The following is a 15,405-nucleotide window of genomic DNA, read 5'->3' on the forward strand; positions in this document are numbered from 1 at the left end:
TGTGTTGTCAACCTGCCGGTTGCAAGGTGATTTATTTTTGAGCGCACGTCTGTACCAGTACGAAGTCACCTGACGGTTTCCCCCGTCTCATCCGGGCCTGACCGACCCGACCCCCGGAAACACCGGGTGTATGTAACAGGGAGTTTTTAGAACGAATGACAATCCAGCAGAAAAAATCTCCAGCGCGTCACGGTTTCAAGACCGGCGAAGCGATCGTTTATCCCGCTCATGGTGTCGGTACTATCTCGACGATTGAAGAACAAGAAGTCGCGGGCATGAAGCTCGAACTTTTCGTCATCGATTTCGAAAAAGACAAGATGCGCCTGAAAGTTCCGGTGGCAAAGGCTGTCAGCATTGGCATGCGCAAGCTTTCCGAAGGGGATTTCGTCGAGCGCGCACTGAAGGTTGTTCAGGGCAAGGCTCGCGTCAAGCGTACCATGTGGTCGCGCCGCGCGCAGGAATATGATGCCAAGATCAATTCCGGCGATCTGATTGCCATCGCTGAAGTCGTTCGCGATCTCTATCGCGCCGAAAATCAGCCTGAGCAGTCTTACTCCGAGCGTCAGCTTTATGAAGCTGCTCTTGATCGTATGGCCCGTGAAATCGCGGCTGTGAACAAGATGTCTGAAACCGAGGCCGTTCGTCTCGTTGAAGTGAACCTCAACAAGGGTCCGAAGCGCGGCAAGACCGTGGAAGAAGACGACGCACAGGAAGAAGAAGCCGCGTAAGCGATTTCTATCCGCTCCATCAACCCGGCCTTTGAATTATCTCTCGTGGCGACCTCGCGAGACATAATTCAAAGGCCGGGTTTTTTTATTCTGAAATGATTTTGACCCGCTCACCCGGCTGAATGACCGATGTCGCACTCATCGCGTTCAACACACGGAAAAGCTCGACCTTGCGGTCTGTGCCCATCACTCGCGCCGCCAGTGAAGCAACGGTGTCCCCCGGCTTGGTGTTGACGACACGCACCCGCAGCGGTTTGAGGGCGGTTATCTCAGCCGGTGTCATCTTGCGGAAGCTGGTGCGCAGGACATTGGCCACGCTGTCGAGCTGCGCACTGCCTTTCGGCACTGCCGTCAGGAACCGGAATATCTGCTGGCCGACGCGAATGACCGTGACATCGAAATCCCATTTGTCCGCAGTCGCACGGGCGGTCGCGGCAGGAAGTCCGTTGATCTCCGTCTCGCGCACCGTTTCCGGCACCAGTCCGGCAACCCAGCCACTCGTCAGATAATTGGCAAGGCTCGTCTGCTTGGGATCGGCGACACCATCGAAACGGATGGCCATTTCGCCTGGTCCTGTCGCGAGAACGGCCTCGACCTTGTTGTCGATCTGAAAGCCTTCAGGCACATCGAACCGGATACCCAGAGTGCCGTGCAGGAACGTATTGCCGCGCACATAGCCTTCCTGCGGACTATCCCCGTAAAGAAGACCGTCGATACCATTGAGGAACCAGTCGCGTCCCTTGTCACCAACCTGCCCTTCCTGACCGAAGGCGCGCGCATGGCGTTTTGCAAGCTCGATGCGCTGCGGCGTGTTCGGGTGGCTGGACAGGAAGTCGAGGCTTTGGTCGCTGTCGGGGTCCGCGGATGTAAAGCGCGCATAGGCTGCCATGGAATCGAGGAAGCGCGGTGACGCATAGGGGTCGTAACCCGCTTCGCCGAGCATGCGTACGCCGATGACATCGGCTTGCAGCTCCTGCTGACGCGAGAAGGCGGCGAGACGCAGCTTGCCACGGGCCAAGGCCTGTTTTCCAGCCAGATCGCTCGAAAGCACCTCGGCAACGACGCGGCTGGCGATCACTTCGGCCTCTTCGCGACGCTGACGTTCGATGCCGTGATTGGCCGTGACGTGGCCCATTTCGTGAGACAGCACCGCCGCCACTTCCGACGCATCATTGGCAAGCGCCAGGAGACCGCGCGTGACGTAGAGATAACCACCGGGCAACGCAAAAGCGTTGATGGCAGGGGAGTTCAAAATCGTGATGCGATAGGACTGCTGCGGATTTTCCGATACCGCCGTCAGCGCGCCAGCAATGCGAGCGACCAGGCGTTCCGTCTTGTCGTCGTGATATTCGCCGCCGTAGCTGGCAACGATGCGGGGATGCTCGCGGGCACCCATTTGCGCGCGCGGATCGTTCTTCTGCACCTGCTCCACCGTCTGCGGATTATCCGACGGCTTGAGTGTGGATTGATAGGAAGGGCTGAAGAGAGACTGGCACGACGACAGGATAAGGCCAGCGGTTGCAAGCGCCAGAATGCGCTTCGCCATCTTGCCTTTATGCCACACATTCTGACCGGAGGTGTGGCTCTGTAGAGCCTTCACACACGTCATCATCCTGCTCGTCTGCTCCTAACGTTCCTGATCATCCGTTATCTGCAGACCAGTGTACCATATAACCCCTAGGGGCATGTGAATGCGCAAACAACGAAAACGATCCTTCACGCGGAAATATTTCGTATGGATCGATTGTTTGCATCGTTTTTCAAGCAGTTGTTAATAATGCGCAAGTGCAAAAATGACGGGTCGCCTGTGTGATTTCGCAGACTTGACAGCAGGCCGCGTCCAAATTGTGACGCGTACTGTCCCGCGCCCTCGTCGTGAACCCGTTACGCCGCCAGAAACGCCCTGATGTCATCCAGATGCGTTGCTGCGAAGAATGCCTCGGTGCTTCCTTCAAACAGGACGCGGCCCTGCGCGAGAAACACCACGGCATCTGCCAGACGACGGATATCGTCGGGGTGGTGCGTCACGACAAGAACGGTATTTTCCAGTTCTGCATGGAGGTCTTCCAGCAGCTTCGCCATGCCCACGCGCAAACCGGGATCGAGCGCCGCAAACGGCTCGTCCAGCAACATCACTGCGCGGCGGCGCACCAGCGCCCTTGCCAAAGCCGCTCTTTGCCGCTCACCGCCGGACATCGTGGATGGCAACCGCTTTTCAAAACCGCCCAGCCCCACGCGCTCAAGTGCGTGAGCGATGGTGACTTTGTCGTCTGCCGACAGTTTTAGCGATGGGCTGATACCGAGCCCGACATTGGTGATGATATCCAGATGCGCGAAGAGATTATTGTCCTGAAAGACAACGGAGACAGGCCGTTGCGATGGATCGAGCCCCCTCATATCACGCCCTTCGATCATCACTCGGCCAGCATCCGGCGCTTCGAAACCTGCGACCAGATTGAGAAGCGTGGACTTTCCAGACCCGGAGGGACCGACGACCGCCGTTACCTTGCCGCGCTGGAAGCTGCAATCCAGTGCAAAATCCTGCTGACCGAGTTTCAAAGTCACGTTCTCAAGGCTCAAGCCCTTATCCTGAGCGTTCATGTCATGGCTTTCGATGGCTGACGCGAAACGCCGCCTGCTGCAAGGAGAAGGCAGATAACGCCGAGAATGAAGGCGTAACCCGCTGCATCATTGGTTCTGTAACTGCCCATATTGCTATAGACCAACCACGGCAACGTCACGAAGCTTTCCGAGCCGAACAAAGCGACGGCACCAAGGTCACCTAGCGATGGTGCCATGGCAAAGGACAATGCCATCGCCACGGGCCGCCACAAAACCGGCCAGTCCACGAGACGAAGTCTGGAAAAGCCTGATATTCCGAGACTGGCCGAGAGGCGTCCGCTGCGGGCCTGATGGGTGATGAAGGCAGGCTCAAGCACGCGCATCACAAAGGGGAGAGCCATCAGCGTGTTGATGGCGCAGACAAGCGCCGGTGCAAATATCGACACGTCGCCGAAGGGTCGCAGCAGCAAAAACCAGCCGCTGCCCAGCACCACAGGCGGCACCAGCAAGACGAGTGACGAGCCTGCTCCCATGGCGGTAAACAGCGCCCGCAGTGTCAGCGATGCGTTTCTTCGCGCAGCAATGGCCTGACGGGCGCGGATGAGCGCAACCGACACCAGAATGGAGAGTGAGGCCGAGACGACGGCGATCAACAAGCTCGTCATCGCCGCTTTGTGAAACGTGGCTGCGGTCAGCAGGCGCGATAAATCCGCTGTCAGCCCCGATGATGCAACGGCAATCAGCGGAAGACCCACGAGCAACAGCATCAGCAAAATGACAAACCCGTCCCATAGCCGCGCGACACCGCCTTCGCCATCGAAACGGCGCACTCGCCTGCCCTCTGTCGATGCCTCAGCATTCGCAGATGGAAGGCTGGCCAGCAGTGCCAGAAGAATGCCGGTCATGGTGATCTGCATCAGCGAGAGCGCAATGGCGCGCGGTGGATCGAAATCGAAACGAAGCGCTTGATAGATCGCCACCTCGATCGTCGTTGCCGCAGGTCCTCCGCCCAAAAGCAGAACCAGCGTGAAGCTCGTGGCACAGAGCATGAAGATAAGCCCGGCGACACCGGGAATGAGCCTTGCCACCGCAGGCCATTCGATAAAGCGGAAGGTGGAGACGGGACCGAAATTGAGACTTGCGCCCATGCGCCAATATTCGCCCGGCACCCGTTCCAGACCCGCCAGAAAAAACCTGACAGCGAGCGGCAGATTGAAAAACACGTGGGCGATGAGAATGCCTGAAAGGCCGTAAATACTGAAAGGCTGCTCGGCGCCTGCCGCCAGAAAGATCGTGTTGACGATGCCCTGCCGTCCCCAGATGGCGATGATTCCCAGTGCTCCCACGATGACCGGAAGTCCCATCGGGACCGCCATCAAACGGATGATCCATATGCGACCAGGAAATTCCTGCTGGCGCGCAAGAGCGAGTGCCACCGGCAATCCAAGGCCCACGGAAAGGGCGGTAGAAAGGGTTGCCTGCCACAGCGTGAACCGCAAGATACGCAGGGTATAGGCGTCGAAGAGTGACCCGGAAGTTACGCCCGCGTCAAAGGACAGAAGTGCGGTGACAGCAAGCCCCATGAAGAGCAGAATGGCTGCACTTGCCATCACTCCGCCAACTATGAACCTGCTGATGTCGCGACGATCCATCACCAAGGGTAACGCCCGCCGTTACTTCACGCTCATGGCCGACAGCCATTCATCGATCCAGGCCTTACGATTCTTTGCCACCTCTTCCGGCGACATCAGGAATGTTTTTGTGGGCTGAACGAGCTTGGAAAACGCCTCCGGCAACGGTGTCGATGTCTGGGAAACAGGCATCATCCAGTTGTTTTCGGGGATGGCATCCTGAAAACCAGACGTCAGGGAAAATGCCAGAAATTGCTTTGCCAGTTCCTTCTCCGGTGCATTCTTCAGCACACCGGCAACCTCGATCTGGATATAATGTCCCTCTTCGAAGGCTGCCGCCTGATACCGTTCACTGTGTTCCGCAACCATGTGATAAGCGGGCGATGTCGTATAGGACAGCACCATCGGAACCTCACCCTTGGTAAAGAGCCCGTAGGATTCCGACCAGCCGGGCGTTACCGTCAGAACGCGGTTCTTCAACTTCGCCCATGCTTCCGGGGCCTTGTCACCGTAAACGGATTTCACCCACAAAAGCAGACCGAGACCCGGCGTTGATGTGCGAGGATCCTGAATGGCGATCTTTTGCGACGGATCACCCTCGACCAATTCCTTCAGGCTTTTCGGCGGGTTCTTGATTGTCTGGGTGTCATAGATGACGGCGAAATGACCGTAGTCATAGGGCACGAAGACATCGTCCTTGAAGCCACCCGGCACCTTCACCGCTGCGGTATCGATACCCGATGCTTCAAAAAGCCCTGTCTGTTTGGCTTCCGCAATCAGGTTGGTATCGAGACCGACGACGACATCGGCCTTCGAACTTGGTCCTTCCAGCTTCAACCGGTTGAGCAAGGCCACGCCATCTGCCACGCCCACGAAATTGACGACGCAGTTGCAGGTCTGCTCGAAGGCGGCCTTGACCTTGGGCCCCGGACCCCACTCGGAAACGAAGCTTTCATAGGTATAGACCGTCAGCGTCTTCTTATCCTGTGCGTGGGCAAGGCCCGGCAGAAGAAGGGACACGGCAATCAGAGCGCGGGTTAGGACATGACGATGCATCAGACGACCTCCTCGAATGGACAAACGGGAATAGGCGTCTGGATGGAAGCCGTCTAATCCCTCCGCCGGTGTTAACCGGATCAGGTTCTTCGGGTTGGCAAATGCCTCTCAGCCCTGTCCGTCAAGACAAAGCACCCCGTTAGAGCTGGCTAATGCTGTAATATGTCGTTGCCTGCTTGGCAAGGTGTCAGGCCGTCAAGCTTGCTCGGTCATATGAACCAGTTCCCAGACGTGACCATCCGGGTCCTGAAAGCTGCCGCCATACATGAAACCATGATCCTGCACCGGCTTCCATTCCCGACCGCCGGATGCGAGTGCCGTTGCCAGCATCTTGTCGATTTCTTCGCGGCTCCCGGCAGACAGGCAATTCAACACTTCCTTGGTGCTGGTCGCATCGGCGATATCGCCATTGATGAATTCGCGGAAGCGATCTTCCTGAAGCAACATCACGAAGATGTTCTTCTCAACGATCATGCACAAGGTGCGCTCGTCGGAATATTCCGGGTTGAAGCTGAAGCCCAGACCCGTGAAAAAGACCTTGGATGTCTCGATGTTCTTGACCGGCAGGTTGATGAAAATCATGCGCATATCTGAACTCCTCCATGGGCGGACAGGAGAACGCACTTTTGCTTCGCTGTCAAAGCGGCAGTCAAACGCGACTGCTCAGCTCTCCATTTCTTCGCGCAGCATTTCCAGCTCCAGCCATTCTTCTTCCATGGCTTCCAGCTTTTCGCGCAGCTTCGACATTTCATCTGCCAGCGTGTTGAAGGCCGTCGGGTTCTTGGCAAAAAGTTGCGGATCGGCCATGCGTTCTTCACGCTTGGCGATTTCGGCTTGAGCCTTTTCCATCTCCTTGGGCAGGTTCTCCAGAGCGAACTTCTGCTTGAAGGACAGCTTTACCTTACCCTTCGCGGGCTCCCCCCCGGATGACGTCGAGGTCTTCGCCTTGTCCTGCTTTTCCGCTCTCTTCTTTTCGTCGGACGCACCTTTGCGCTGCGCCATCATGTCGGAATAACCACCGGCATACTCGACCCAACGACCGTCAGGCGCATCCGGGTTTGCGGGCGCAATCGTCGATGTCACAGTGCGGTCGAGGAAGTCGCGGTCGTGGCTGACCAGAATGACGGTGCCAGAGAAGCCAGCGACGATCTCCTGCAACAGATCGAGCGTTTCGATGTCGAGATCGTTGGTCGGTTCGTCGAGGATCAGAAGATTGGTCGGCTTTGCCAGAATACGTGCCAGCATCAAGCGCGCGCGCTCGCCACCGGACAATTTGCGAATGGGCGTGCGGGCCTGCTCCGGCTGGAACAGGAAATCCTTCATGTAACCCGTGACATGCTTCACTTCGCCGTTGACGAGAAGGTTTTCGCCACGCCCGTCCGTCAAATAATGGGCGAGCGTGTCCTCGAGGTTCAGGTCTTCACGCTTCTGGTCGAGCGTTGCGATTTCCAGTTTGGTGCCGAGCTTGACCGTGCCGCTATCGGGCGCCAACTCGCCCGTCAGCATTTTCAGCAATGTCGTCTTGCCTGCACCGTTGGGACCTACGAAGCCGATGCAATCGCCCCGGTGGACCCGCAGCGAAAACGGCGCAACGATGGTCCGCTCGCCATAGGATTTGGTGATGGCCTCGGCCTCGATGACCAGCTTGCCGGATTCGCGCCCCTCGGCTGCCGTCGCCTGAACGGTGCCTTGCGGGCCGTTGTGACCACGGTAGGCAGCCCGCATATCGCGCAACTCACCCACACGGCGCATGTTGCGCTTGCGGCGGGCGGTGACACCATACCGCATCCAGTGTTCTTCGCGCTCGATGGCCTTGCCGAGCTTGTGCTGCTCCAGCTCTTCCTCTTCCAGCACCTTGTCGCGCCATTCCTCGAAATGGGCAAAGCCACGGCTGAGACGGCGCGACGTACCGCGATCGAGCCAGACGGTAGCGGTCGAGACTTTTTCGAGAAAACGACGGTCGTGCGAAATCAGAACCAGCGCGCTGCGTGTCTGCTGCAATTCTCCTTCCAGCCACTCAATGGTCGGCAGGTCGAGATGGTTGGTGGGCTCGTCGAGCATCAAAATATCGGGTTCGGGCGCCATGACGCGCACAAGCGCTGCCCGGCGCGCCTCTCCGCCCGAAAGGCTGGATGGATGCTCCTGCCCCGTCAGCCCCAGATGCTCAAGCAGATAGGTGACGCGATAAGCATCGTCGCCCGGTCCCAGACCCGCTTCCGCATAGGCTTGAACCGTCTCGAAACCGGCAAAATCCGGCGCCTGCTCCAGATACCGGATCGTCGCAGACGGATGGCGGAAAACCTCGCCCGATTGCGCTTCCACCAGACCGGCAGCAATTTTCATCAGCGTCGATTTGCCGGAACCATTGCGTCCGACAAGGCAGATGCGGTCGCCCGGTTCCACTTGCAGGTTTGCACCGTCGAGCAGCGGGGTCACGCCAAATGTCAGCTTGATGTCGTCGAGTTTCAGAATCGGGGGTGCCAAGGCATCAGGCTCCGGTCAAATCATAGGGACGGGCAAGGACGATGGCCTTGCCGCTTTTGAGGCGAAGGCGCAAAGGCCCTTCCGCCACGTTGGAAATAGTGCGCGACGAGCCAAAGGCAAGCGCAAATTCTGCAAGAGGGTATCGCGCATTTTCGATGTCGAGACCATCAAGAGCCGTGAAACCCGCAACGGAAAACAGCGATCCGACAGGCAGATCGAGCGCAAGCTCGGTAGCCAGAAGCGGATAGGCTTCTTCCGTGCCGGAGGTCAATACAACATCGAAACCGCGTTCCGCCAGCGAGACGGCGTAGAGCAGATGGAACAGGGCGTGATCGGATCTTTCGCCAGCCAAAGCGCCGACCAATGTCAGCCGCTTCGCACCACGCGACAGAGCTTCCGACACCGCAATTTCCCCATCCGTCACACCTTTTGCGGCTGGAAAGGGCTGTTGTGGCGTATCGGGCCATTGCGACATCAGGTCGGCATCCGAGGAGTCGAAGTCACCTACCCAAAGCTCAGGCGTCAGCCCCAGCACGGAGGCATGGCGCATGCCGCTATCGGCAGCGATCACACGCGTCCCAGCCACCGCCTTTTGCAGGCGATCCGTGACGGTAATGGTTCCGCCGAGCAAAATGGTGAAATGCGCCGAGGTCATGTCCTGCCATAGCCCGGAAAGGTACGACAAGGAAAGGCCGAAACGCAGCCAATGCGGCGATATTGATTTTCGCCGCAGACAGGATTATGACACCTGCCAGTGGTGATTTGCCGACCGGCTTGCAGCCACTTTAAAGAAGTTGCTAAATGGTCGAGGAAACAGGCAATTTCCGAGGACCGGCTGCGATTTCGCTGCCGGTTTTTTGTTTTCTGGGCCGGCGCTGCCAGGAAAGTGAGAGTTCGAGATGCCTATTAAGATACCCGATACGCTGCCTGCTTTCGAGACCCTCGTGAATGAGGGCGTGCGGGTCATGACGGAAACAGCGGCGATCCGGCAGGATATTCGCCCGCTGCAGATCGGGCTTCTCAATCTCATGCCCAACAAGATCAAAACCGAGATACAGATGGCCCGACTGGTCGGCGCATCGCCGCTTCAGGTGGAGCTGTCGCTGGTGCGCATCGGTGGTCACCGCGCCAAGAATACGCCGGAAGAACACCTTCTGTCCTTTTACGAAACCTGGGAAGAGGTGCGCCACCGCAAGTTCGATGGCTTCATCATCACCGGCGCACCGGTCGAAAAACTCACCTATGAAGACGTGACCTACTGGGACGAGATGCAGAAGATTTTCGACTGGACGCAGACCAACGTCCATTCGACGCTTAATGTCTGCTGGGGCGCGATGGCCGCGATCTACCATTTCCATGGCGTTCCCAAACACGAGTTGAAAGAGAAAGCGTTCGGCGTCTATCGCCACCGCAATCTTTCCCCGGCATCCATTTATCTCAACGGTTTCTCGGATGATTTTCAGGTGCCCGTTTCCCGCTGGACGGAGGTGCGCCGCGCCGACATCGAGAAGAACCCCGACCTCGAAATCCTGATGGAGTCAGAGGAGATGGGGGTTTGTCTCGTGCATGAGCGCATCGGCAAGCGGCTCTACATGTTCAACCATGTCGAATATGATTCCACATCGCTTTCCGAAGAATATTTCCGCGATGTGAAATCAGGCGTGCCGATCAAGGTGCCGCATGACTACTTCCCCCATAACGACCCGGACCTGACACCGTTGAACCGCTGGCGCAGCCACGCCCATCTCTTCTTCGGCAACTGGATCAACGAAATCTACCAGACAACGCCGTATGACCCACAGGACATCGGCAAGACCAAAGCCTAATTCAGCAATTGCGCGGGCGCGGAAAATAAAGCAACGTCCGGCCCTGTTTATTGATCGGGAGAGTGACACGATGAGCGAAGCTGGCGCACGGGAAAATTTCGGCATGACGTCAAATGGCGAAAAGGTGGAGCGTGTGACGATTTCCGCCGGTGGGCTGACGGCTCACGTCATCACCTGGGGTGCGGTCATTCAGGATCTCCGGCTCGAAGGACACCAGCCGCCGCTGGTTCTCGGCTTCGATAACTTCGATGATTACCCGAAATATTCGTCGTATTTCGGCGCGACACCCGGTCGTAACGCCAACCGCATTGGTGACGGCAAATTCAGCATCGATGGCAAAGCCTATCAGCTGGAACTGAACGAGAAGGGCGTCACGCATCTCCACGGCGGCAGCGACAATATCGGCAAACGCAACTGGATGATCATGGAACATGGCCCAAGCCATGTGGTGTTGCAGATCGTCGACCCGGATGGCCGCGCCGGTTATCCAGGAAATTGCACCGTACGAGCGACCTATACGATCCGCGAAGGCGGCGTGCTTTCCGTAGCCTATGAAACCACCACAGACGCGCAGACGATCGCCAACATCTGCCAGCACTCCTATTTCAATCTGGATGGCGCAGAAACGGCACTCGGTCATGAGATCGAAATTGCAGCCGACCATTATTTGCCAACAACCGAGCGGCAAATTCCGACCGGAGAAATTCGCCCCGTAGACGGCACCGTCTTCGACCTGCGCACATCCACCCCGATGCGGCGTGAAGAAAACGGCCAGCAGGTTTCCTACGACCACAATTTCTGCCTGTCGCCACAGCGCGTGGCAAAGCGCAAAGTGGCACGCGTCTATGCCCCCGCCTCAAACGTTACGCTAGAGGTCCACACCACCGAGCCGGGCGTGCAGTTCTACTCGGCCTTCAAGCTTAACGTAGCCGTACCGGGCCTCGATGGCCGCCACTACGGACCGTTCGCAGGCTTTTGCCTGGAAACGCAGATTTGGCCGGATGCCGTCAATCACGAAGGCTTTCCGGACGCCGTTCTACGACCCGATCAGACACTCCGTCAGGAAACGGATTACATCTTCAAGAAGGGCTGATTTTCAGTCCAGCACGCAACCGACATAGGCACCGGAACCGCGGGCTCGTCTTTCGATGAGCCCGGCCAGCCGCTGCATGCCGCGTCCGGGTTTGCTGGCGACACGGTCGATGGGGTTTGGGAGTGCTACGGCCAGAAGTGCCGCCTGCCTGGAACTCAGTTTCGAAGCCGGAATTTTGAAATGGTGCTGAGCAGCCGCCTCGATGCCGTAAATGCCCGGGCCCCATTCCGCGACGTTGAGATAGATTTCCATCATCCGTCTTTTCGACCAGATGAAATCGGAAACGACTGCGAGCGGCAATTCCAGACCCTTTCGCAGGAAAGAGCGTCCGTTCCATAAGAACAGGTTTTTTGCCGTCTGCATCGGAATGGTGCTGGCGCCGCGCGTGGATTCACCTTCCAACGCGCTGTTGACGACGGTTTGCATCTGGTTCCAGTCCACGCCGCCGTGCGAACAGAACTGTCCGTCCTCCGACATCATCACCGATTGCACGAGGCGTGGTGAGATGTTCTCCAGCGGCACCCAGCGGCGATCATAACCCTGAAACGTCACCAGATCGGCCAGCATCAGCGTGGAAACAGGGCGCATGAAAGGCAGCGCATAGACCGGTATCAGCAGATAGGGCAGGACAAGCAACGCAATGACGATCACTAAAGCGCGTTTCAGAAGACTTCTAACATCCACTTTGGGTCTGCTTTCCCCGCGAGCAAGCGCTTCGTCGTCCGTCTCGCTGTCCGGCATACTGCTCAAAAACCCTGTCCCCACTTGGCCACCGCTCAGAACCTTTCATATTCCGCGTGCGTCATCAAGGCGAGTCCTGATCATCAAGTTCCCCAACCGCTTCACAAAAACGATTGCCAGCCATTTTTCCCCATGCCAAACAGCCACAATATCGAGGAACTGGCGCTATGACATTCGAGACACGGCTGCGAGACAATGCGGCGCAAACCGAGGCCTTGCTGACTGAATTGCTGTCAGGCGAAAGCCGCGCCGATGAGATCACCCGCCCCCGCAATCTGCTGGACGCCATGCGACACGGCGTTTTGAATGGCGGCAAGCGGCTGCGGCCCTTTCTGGTCATCGAGTCAGCAGCGATTTTGGGCGGAGACGCAACGGCAGCCCTGAGAGTGGGTGCGGCGCTTGAGTGTCTGCACTGCTATTCGCTGGTGCATGACGACCTTCCCGCCATGGACGACGACGACCTGCGCAGGGGCCAACCCACCGTTCACAAAAAGTTCGATGAAGCGACCGCGATCCTCGCTGGCGACAGCCTGCTGACCCTGGCATTCGACATCATCGCCGCCCCGGAAACAGAACTGTCGGATGACCGCAAGGCCGCACTCGTCTTGGCATTGGCAAGGGCTGCGGGCATAGGCGGCATGGCTGGCGGGCAGGCCCTCGATCTGGCAGCCGAAAAGCATGCCCCGGACGAACCAGGCATCGTAACGCTACAGTCCATGAAAACAGGCGCGCTGATCCGCTTCGCCTGCGAAGCCGGAGCAATCATCGCCGGAAGCACGCCGTCGGAAAGGCAGCGCCTGCGTCAATTCGGAGAAAAAATCGGTCTCGCCTTCCAGCTCGCTGATGACCTTCTGGATCTCACATCCAACGCCGTTGCCATGGGCAAGGCAACCGGCAAGGACGCCGCACGCGGCAAGGGGACGCTGGTAGCCCTACGCGGACCGGATTGGGCAACCACCCGCCTGCGTGAACTGGTGAAGGAAGCCACCGATTTGCTGGCACCTTATGGTGACCGTGCGGATATTTTGATCCAGACGGCAAAGTTCGTCGCGGAGCGAAAAAACTAAAGTTAGCGTTAAACATCACGGTTTTTCATCGCGCGCAGTCATCCGTCCCTATCGAGAGTGCCCCTAATCGCTTTCTAAAATCCATCTATATCCGCTTGAGAAAATACCTTCGCCGGGTTATGCGTGTTTATGCACGATTATTCCGATTGATTCCCGATGTCCAAAACCGATCATTTTGTCAGCGAGCGCCAGGCTCTGATTTACGCGCAATTGCAACGGCATGGCCGTGTGCTTGCGCAGGAGCTTGCGCAGACGTTCGACGTATCCGAAGACACGGTGCGTCGGGATTTGCGGGACATGGCGGCGCGAGGGGAGTGTGAGCGCGTCTATGGCGGGGCGCTACTGGCATCTGGCACCACCGTTCCGCTGAAAACCCGCATGGGCGAAATGCCGGATCGCAAGGCTGTACTCGGGCAAGCCGCCGCTTCGCTCGTGCAGAATGGTATGATCGTTTTTCTCGATGCTGGCTCTACCAATCTGGCCATCGCAAAATATCTCGCCATTGGCTTGAAGCTCACCGTCGTCACCAATACGCCTGCGATCGCTGCAGAACTTGCCGGTAACGCAGACATCGAACTCATTCTCATCGGCGGCAGGGTCGATCCTTCCGTGGGTGCCGCCATCGATACGACCGCCATTCGCCAACTTGAGCAAATCCGGCCCGATCTCTGCATTGTCGGTGTCTGCGGCCTGACGCTAGATCGGGGTCTGAGCGCCGATATCTATGAGGACGCCGTGTTCAAGCGGTTGGCCTGCGAGACCAGCGTAAAAACACTGGCCGCCGTGACCTCCGAAAAGCTGGGTGCCGCTGCCGCGTTTCAGGTCGCATCGCTGTCTTCCCCGCTCACCCTCGTGCTGGAACAGGATGCCGACAACGATATGATCGGCAGTCTGGCGGACACCGGCGTCACTATTCATCAGGCCGGATCGTCGTCCGGCATCTCATCTCCCATGCACTTATCGAAGGACCAGTCCCGATGACCGGCACTGCCACGCCAACGACCGCCCGCCTACCTTATATGACGAGAACACGCCTCGGTGTGTCCCTGCTGTTCCTGATGAACGGCTTCATGATGGGCTCATGGGCACCGATGATCCCGGAATTCGCCAGACGCTTCGCGCTCAGCGAAAGCACGCTGGGTCTCGTCATCCTTGTCTACGGCCTCGGCTCGCTGTCCTTCATGCCCATTGCAGGCTCACAGATCGGCCGTCTCGGGTCGCGAACCGTGACGCTGACCGTCGCCCTCATCATGGTGCCGACGCTGCTGTTGATCACGCTTGCAAATTCGCTCTGGGCGGGCGTCATCGCCGTCTTTCTCTTCGGCGGACTGACGGGGGCCATGGATGTTGCCATGAATGCCAACGCCGTTGTGGTGGAGCGCAGCATGCGCCGCGCCATCATGTCGTCCTGCCACGCATTCTGGAGCCTGGGCGGCCTGCTCGGTGCGGGTCTTGGCGGTCTGTTGATCACCAAAACCGGCATCTACGGCCACGCCATCACGCTCACTATCCTCGCAGCCGTCATGCTTGCTGTGGCATGGCCACGGGTGCAGGTGGATCGCCCCCACCCGGAAGAACAACGTCCCAAGGGTGGCCTTCCCATGACACCGCTGCCTTGGATCATCGGCATCATGGCGCTGTTTTCGATGATCCCGGAAGGTGCCATTCTCGATTGGGGCGCGCTTTATCTGCGCAATGAACTCAGCGCATCCGTCACACTGTCCGGCTTCGGCTTTGCCGCCTTCTCGCTCACCATGGCCATCATGCGCTTTGCAGGCGATTTGGTGCGTGACCGTTTTGGGGCCGTCCGCACGCTGCAATTTTGTTCGACTATATCGATCATCGGCCTGCTGATTGCCGGTTTCGCGCCCAATGCCTTCATTGCCATCGCGGGCTTTGCGATTGCCGGCATCGGCATTTCCAACATGGTGCCGATCGCTTTTTCGGCGGCGGGCAATATGCCGGGCATGGCACCGGGCATCGCTCTGTCGGTGGTCACGACCATGGGTTATTCCGGCATTCTCGTTGCACCGTCCGCCATCGGCTTCATTGCCGAGCATACGGGTCTGGCCGCCGTGTTCATCGGCCTGCCGCTTCTGCATGTAGTGGTTCTCATGCTGTCGAAACTGGCACGCCATGCGGATGGCGCAAGCGGGCACTGATATCCCAATTTCGCAAAAGTGAGATGCCTGTCGCCGACAAGTCTCGAATTTCGCC

General features: G+C 58.1%; 14 protein-coding genes and 2 riboswitches. Of the genes, 6 read left to right on the forward strand and 8 right to left on the reverse strand.

What is annotated here, in order from left to right:
• Positions 1 to 155: 155 nt before the first annotated feature.
• Entirely contained in the window at positions 156 to 728 is a 573-nt protein-coding gene (locus tag HRR99_RS13800) for a CarD family transcriptional regulator (RefSeq protein WP_111840459.1), read from the forward strand.
• Between the two features lie 85 nt (positions 729 to 813).
• On the opposite strand, the gene HRR99_RS13805 is transcribed toward HRR99_RS13800, so the two are convergent.
• The 7 genes from HRR99_RS13805 to HRR99_RS13835 all read right to left on the reverse strand — a co-directional run bounded on the left by HRR99_RS13805 (position 814) and on the right by HRR99_RS13835 (position 9,116).
• On the reverse strand, positions 814 to 2,274 hold the full coding sequence (locus HRR99_RS13805; protein WP_233123510.1) for a M48 family metalloprotease: 1,461 nt from the start codon (positions 2,272 to 2,274) through the stop codon (positions 814 to 816).
• A gap of 338 nt (positions 2,275 to 2,612) precedes the next feature.
• Positions 2,613 to 3,329: a thiamine ABC transporter ATP-binding protein gene (locus tag HRR99_RS13810; protein ID WP_233122131.1), complete on the reverse strand. Its 717-nt coding sequence runs from the start codon at positions 3,327 to 3,329 to the stop codon at positions 2,613 to 2,615.
• Positions 3,326 to 4,945: a thiamine/thiamine pyrophosphate ABC transporter permease ThiP gene (gene thiP / locus HRR99_RS13815; RefSeq protein WP_233123511.1), complete on the reverse strand. Its 1,620-nt coding sequence runs from the start codon at positions 4,943 to 4,945 to the stop codon at positions 3,326 to 3,328. Before thiP ends, HRR99_RS13810 begins: the two co-directional genes overlap by 4 nt.
• Before the next feature lie 18 nt (positions 4,946 to 4,963).
• Entirely contained in the window at positions 4,964 to 5,977 is a 1,014-nt protein-coding gene (gene thiB, locus HRR99_RS13820; protein ID WP_112499034.1) for a thiamine ABC transporter substrate binding subunit, read from the reverse strand.
• 40 nt (positions 5,978 to 6,017) lie between these two features.
• A riboswitch (TPP riboswitch) is annotated at positions 6,018 to 6,126 on the reverse strand.
• Between the two features lie 46 nt (positions 6,127 to 6,172).
• Positions 6,173 to 6,565, reverse strand: a complete 393-nt coding sequence (locus HRR99_RS13825; protein ID WP_112499033.1) for a VOC family protein — start codon at positions 6,563 to 6,565, stop codon at positions 6,173 to 6,175.
• A 75-nt stretch (positions 6,566 to 6,640) separates the two neighbouring features.
• Positions 6,641 to 8,461, reverse strand: coding sequence for an ABC-F family ATP-binding cassette domain-containing protein (locus HRR99_RS13830; protein WP_233122132.1), 1,821 nt, complete (start codon positions 8,459 to 8,461; stop codon positions 6,641 to 6,643).
• Positions 8,462 to 8,465: 4 nt separating this feature from the next.
• A complete protein-coding gene (locus HRR99_RS13835; protein WP_111840464.1) occupies positions 8,466 to 9,116 on the reverse strand; it encodes a thiamine diphosphokinase in 651 nt (216 codons plus the stop codon).
• 89 nt (positions 9,117 to 9,205) lie between these two features.
• A riboswitch (SAM riboswitch) is annotated at positions 9,206 to 9,282 on the forward strand.
• 78 nt (positions 9,283 to 9,360) lie between these two features.
• Between HRR99_RS13835 and metA the strand changes: the two genes are divergently transcribed.
• Positions 9,361 to 10,287: a homoserine O-acetyltransferase MetA gene (metA, locus tag HRR99_RS13840; RefSeq protein WP_233122133.1), complete on the forward strand. Its 927-nt coding sequence runs from the start codon at positions 9,361 to 9,363 to the stop codon at positions 10,285 to 10,287.
• A 70-nt stretch (positions 10,288 to 10,357) separates the two neighbouring features.
• Positions 10,358 to 11,380, forward strand: a complete 1,023-nt coding sequence (locus HRR99_RS13845; RefSeq protein WP_233122134.1) for an aldose epimerase family protein — start codon at positions 10,358 to 10,360, stop codon at positions 11,378 to 11,380.
• A 3-nt stretch (positions 11,381 to 11,383) separates the two neighbouring features.
• Here HRR99_RS13845 and mtgA read toward each other — a convergent pair whose 3' ends face one another.
• The gene (gene mtgA / locus HRR99_RS13850) at positions 11,384 to 12,121 is read right to left on the reverse strand and encodes a monofunctional biosynthetic peptidoglycan transglycosylase (RefSeq protein ID WP_233123512.1); all 738 of its coding nucleotides are present in this window, start codon (positions 12,119 to 12,121) and stop codon (positions 11,384 to 11,386) included.
• A 167-nt stretch (positions 12,122 to 12,288) separates the two neighbouring features.
• Here mtgA and HRR99_RS13855 point away from each other — a divergent pair, with 167 nt between their 5' ends.
• From HRR99_RS13855 to HRR99_RS13865, 3 genes are all read left to right on the forward strand, one after another.
• Entirely contained in the window at positions 12,289 to 13,188 is a 900-nt protein-coding gene (locus tag HRR99_RS13855) for a polyprenyl synthetase family protein (protein WP_233122135.1), read from the forward strand.
• A 156-nt stretch (positions 13,189 to 13,344) separates the two neighbouring features.
• A complete protein-coding gene (locus HRR99_RS13860; RefSeq protein ID WP_233122136.1) occupies positions 13,345 to 14,169 on the forward strand; it encodes a DeoR/GlpR family DNA-binding transcription regulator in 825 nt (274 codons plus the stop codon).
• Positions 14,166 to 15,350, forward strand: a complete 1,185-nt coding sequence (locus HRR99_RS13865) for an MFS transporter (RefSeq protein WP_233122137.1) — start codon at positions 14,166 to 14,168, stop codon at positions 15,348 to 15,350. Before HRR99_RS13860 ends, HRR99_RS13865 begins: the two co-directional genes overlap by 4 nt.
• The last annotated feature ends 55 nt before the right edge of the window (positions 15,351 to 15,405 follow it).

The organism is Agrobacterium vaccinii, assembly GCF_021310995.1.
Taxonomy (GTDB): domain Bacteria; phylum Pseudomonadota; class Alphaproteobacteria; order Rhizobiales; family Rhizobiaceae; genus Agrobacterium; species Agrobacterium vaccinii.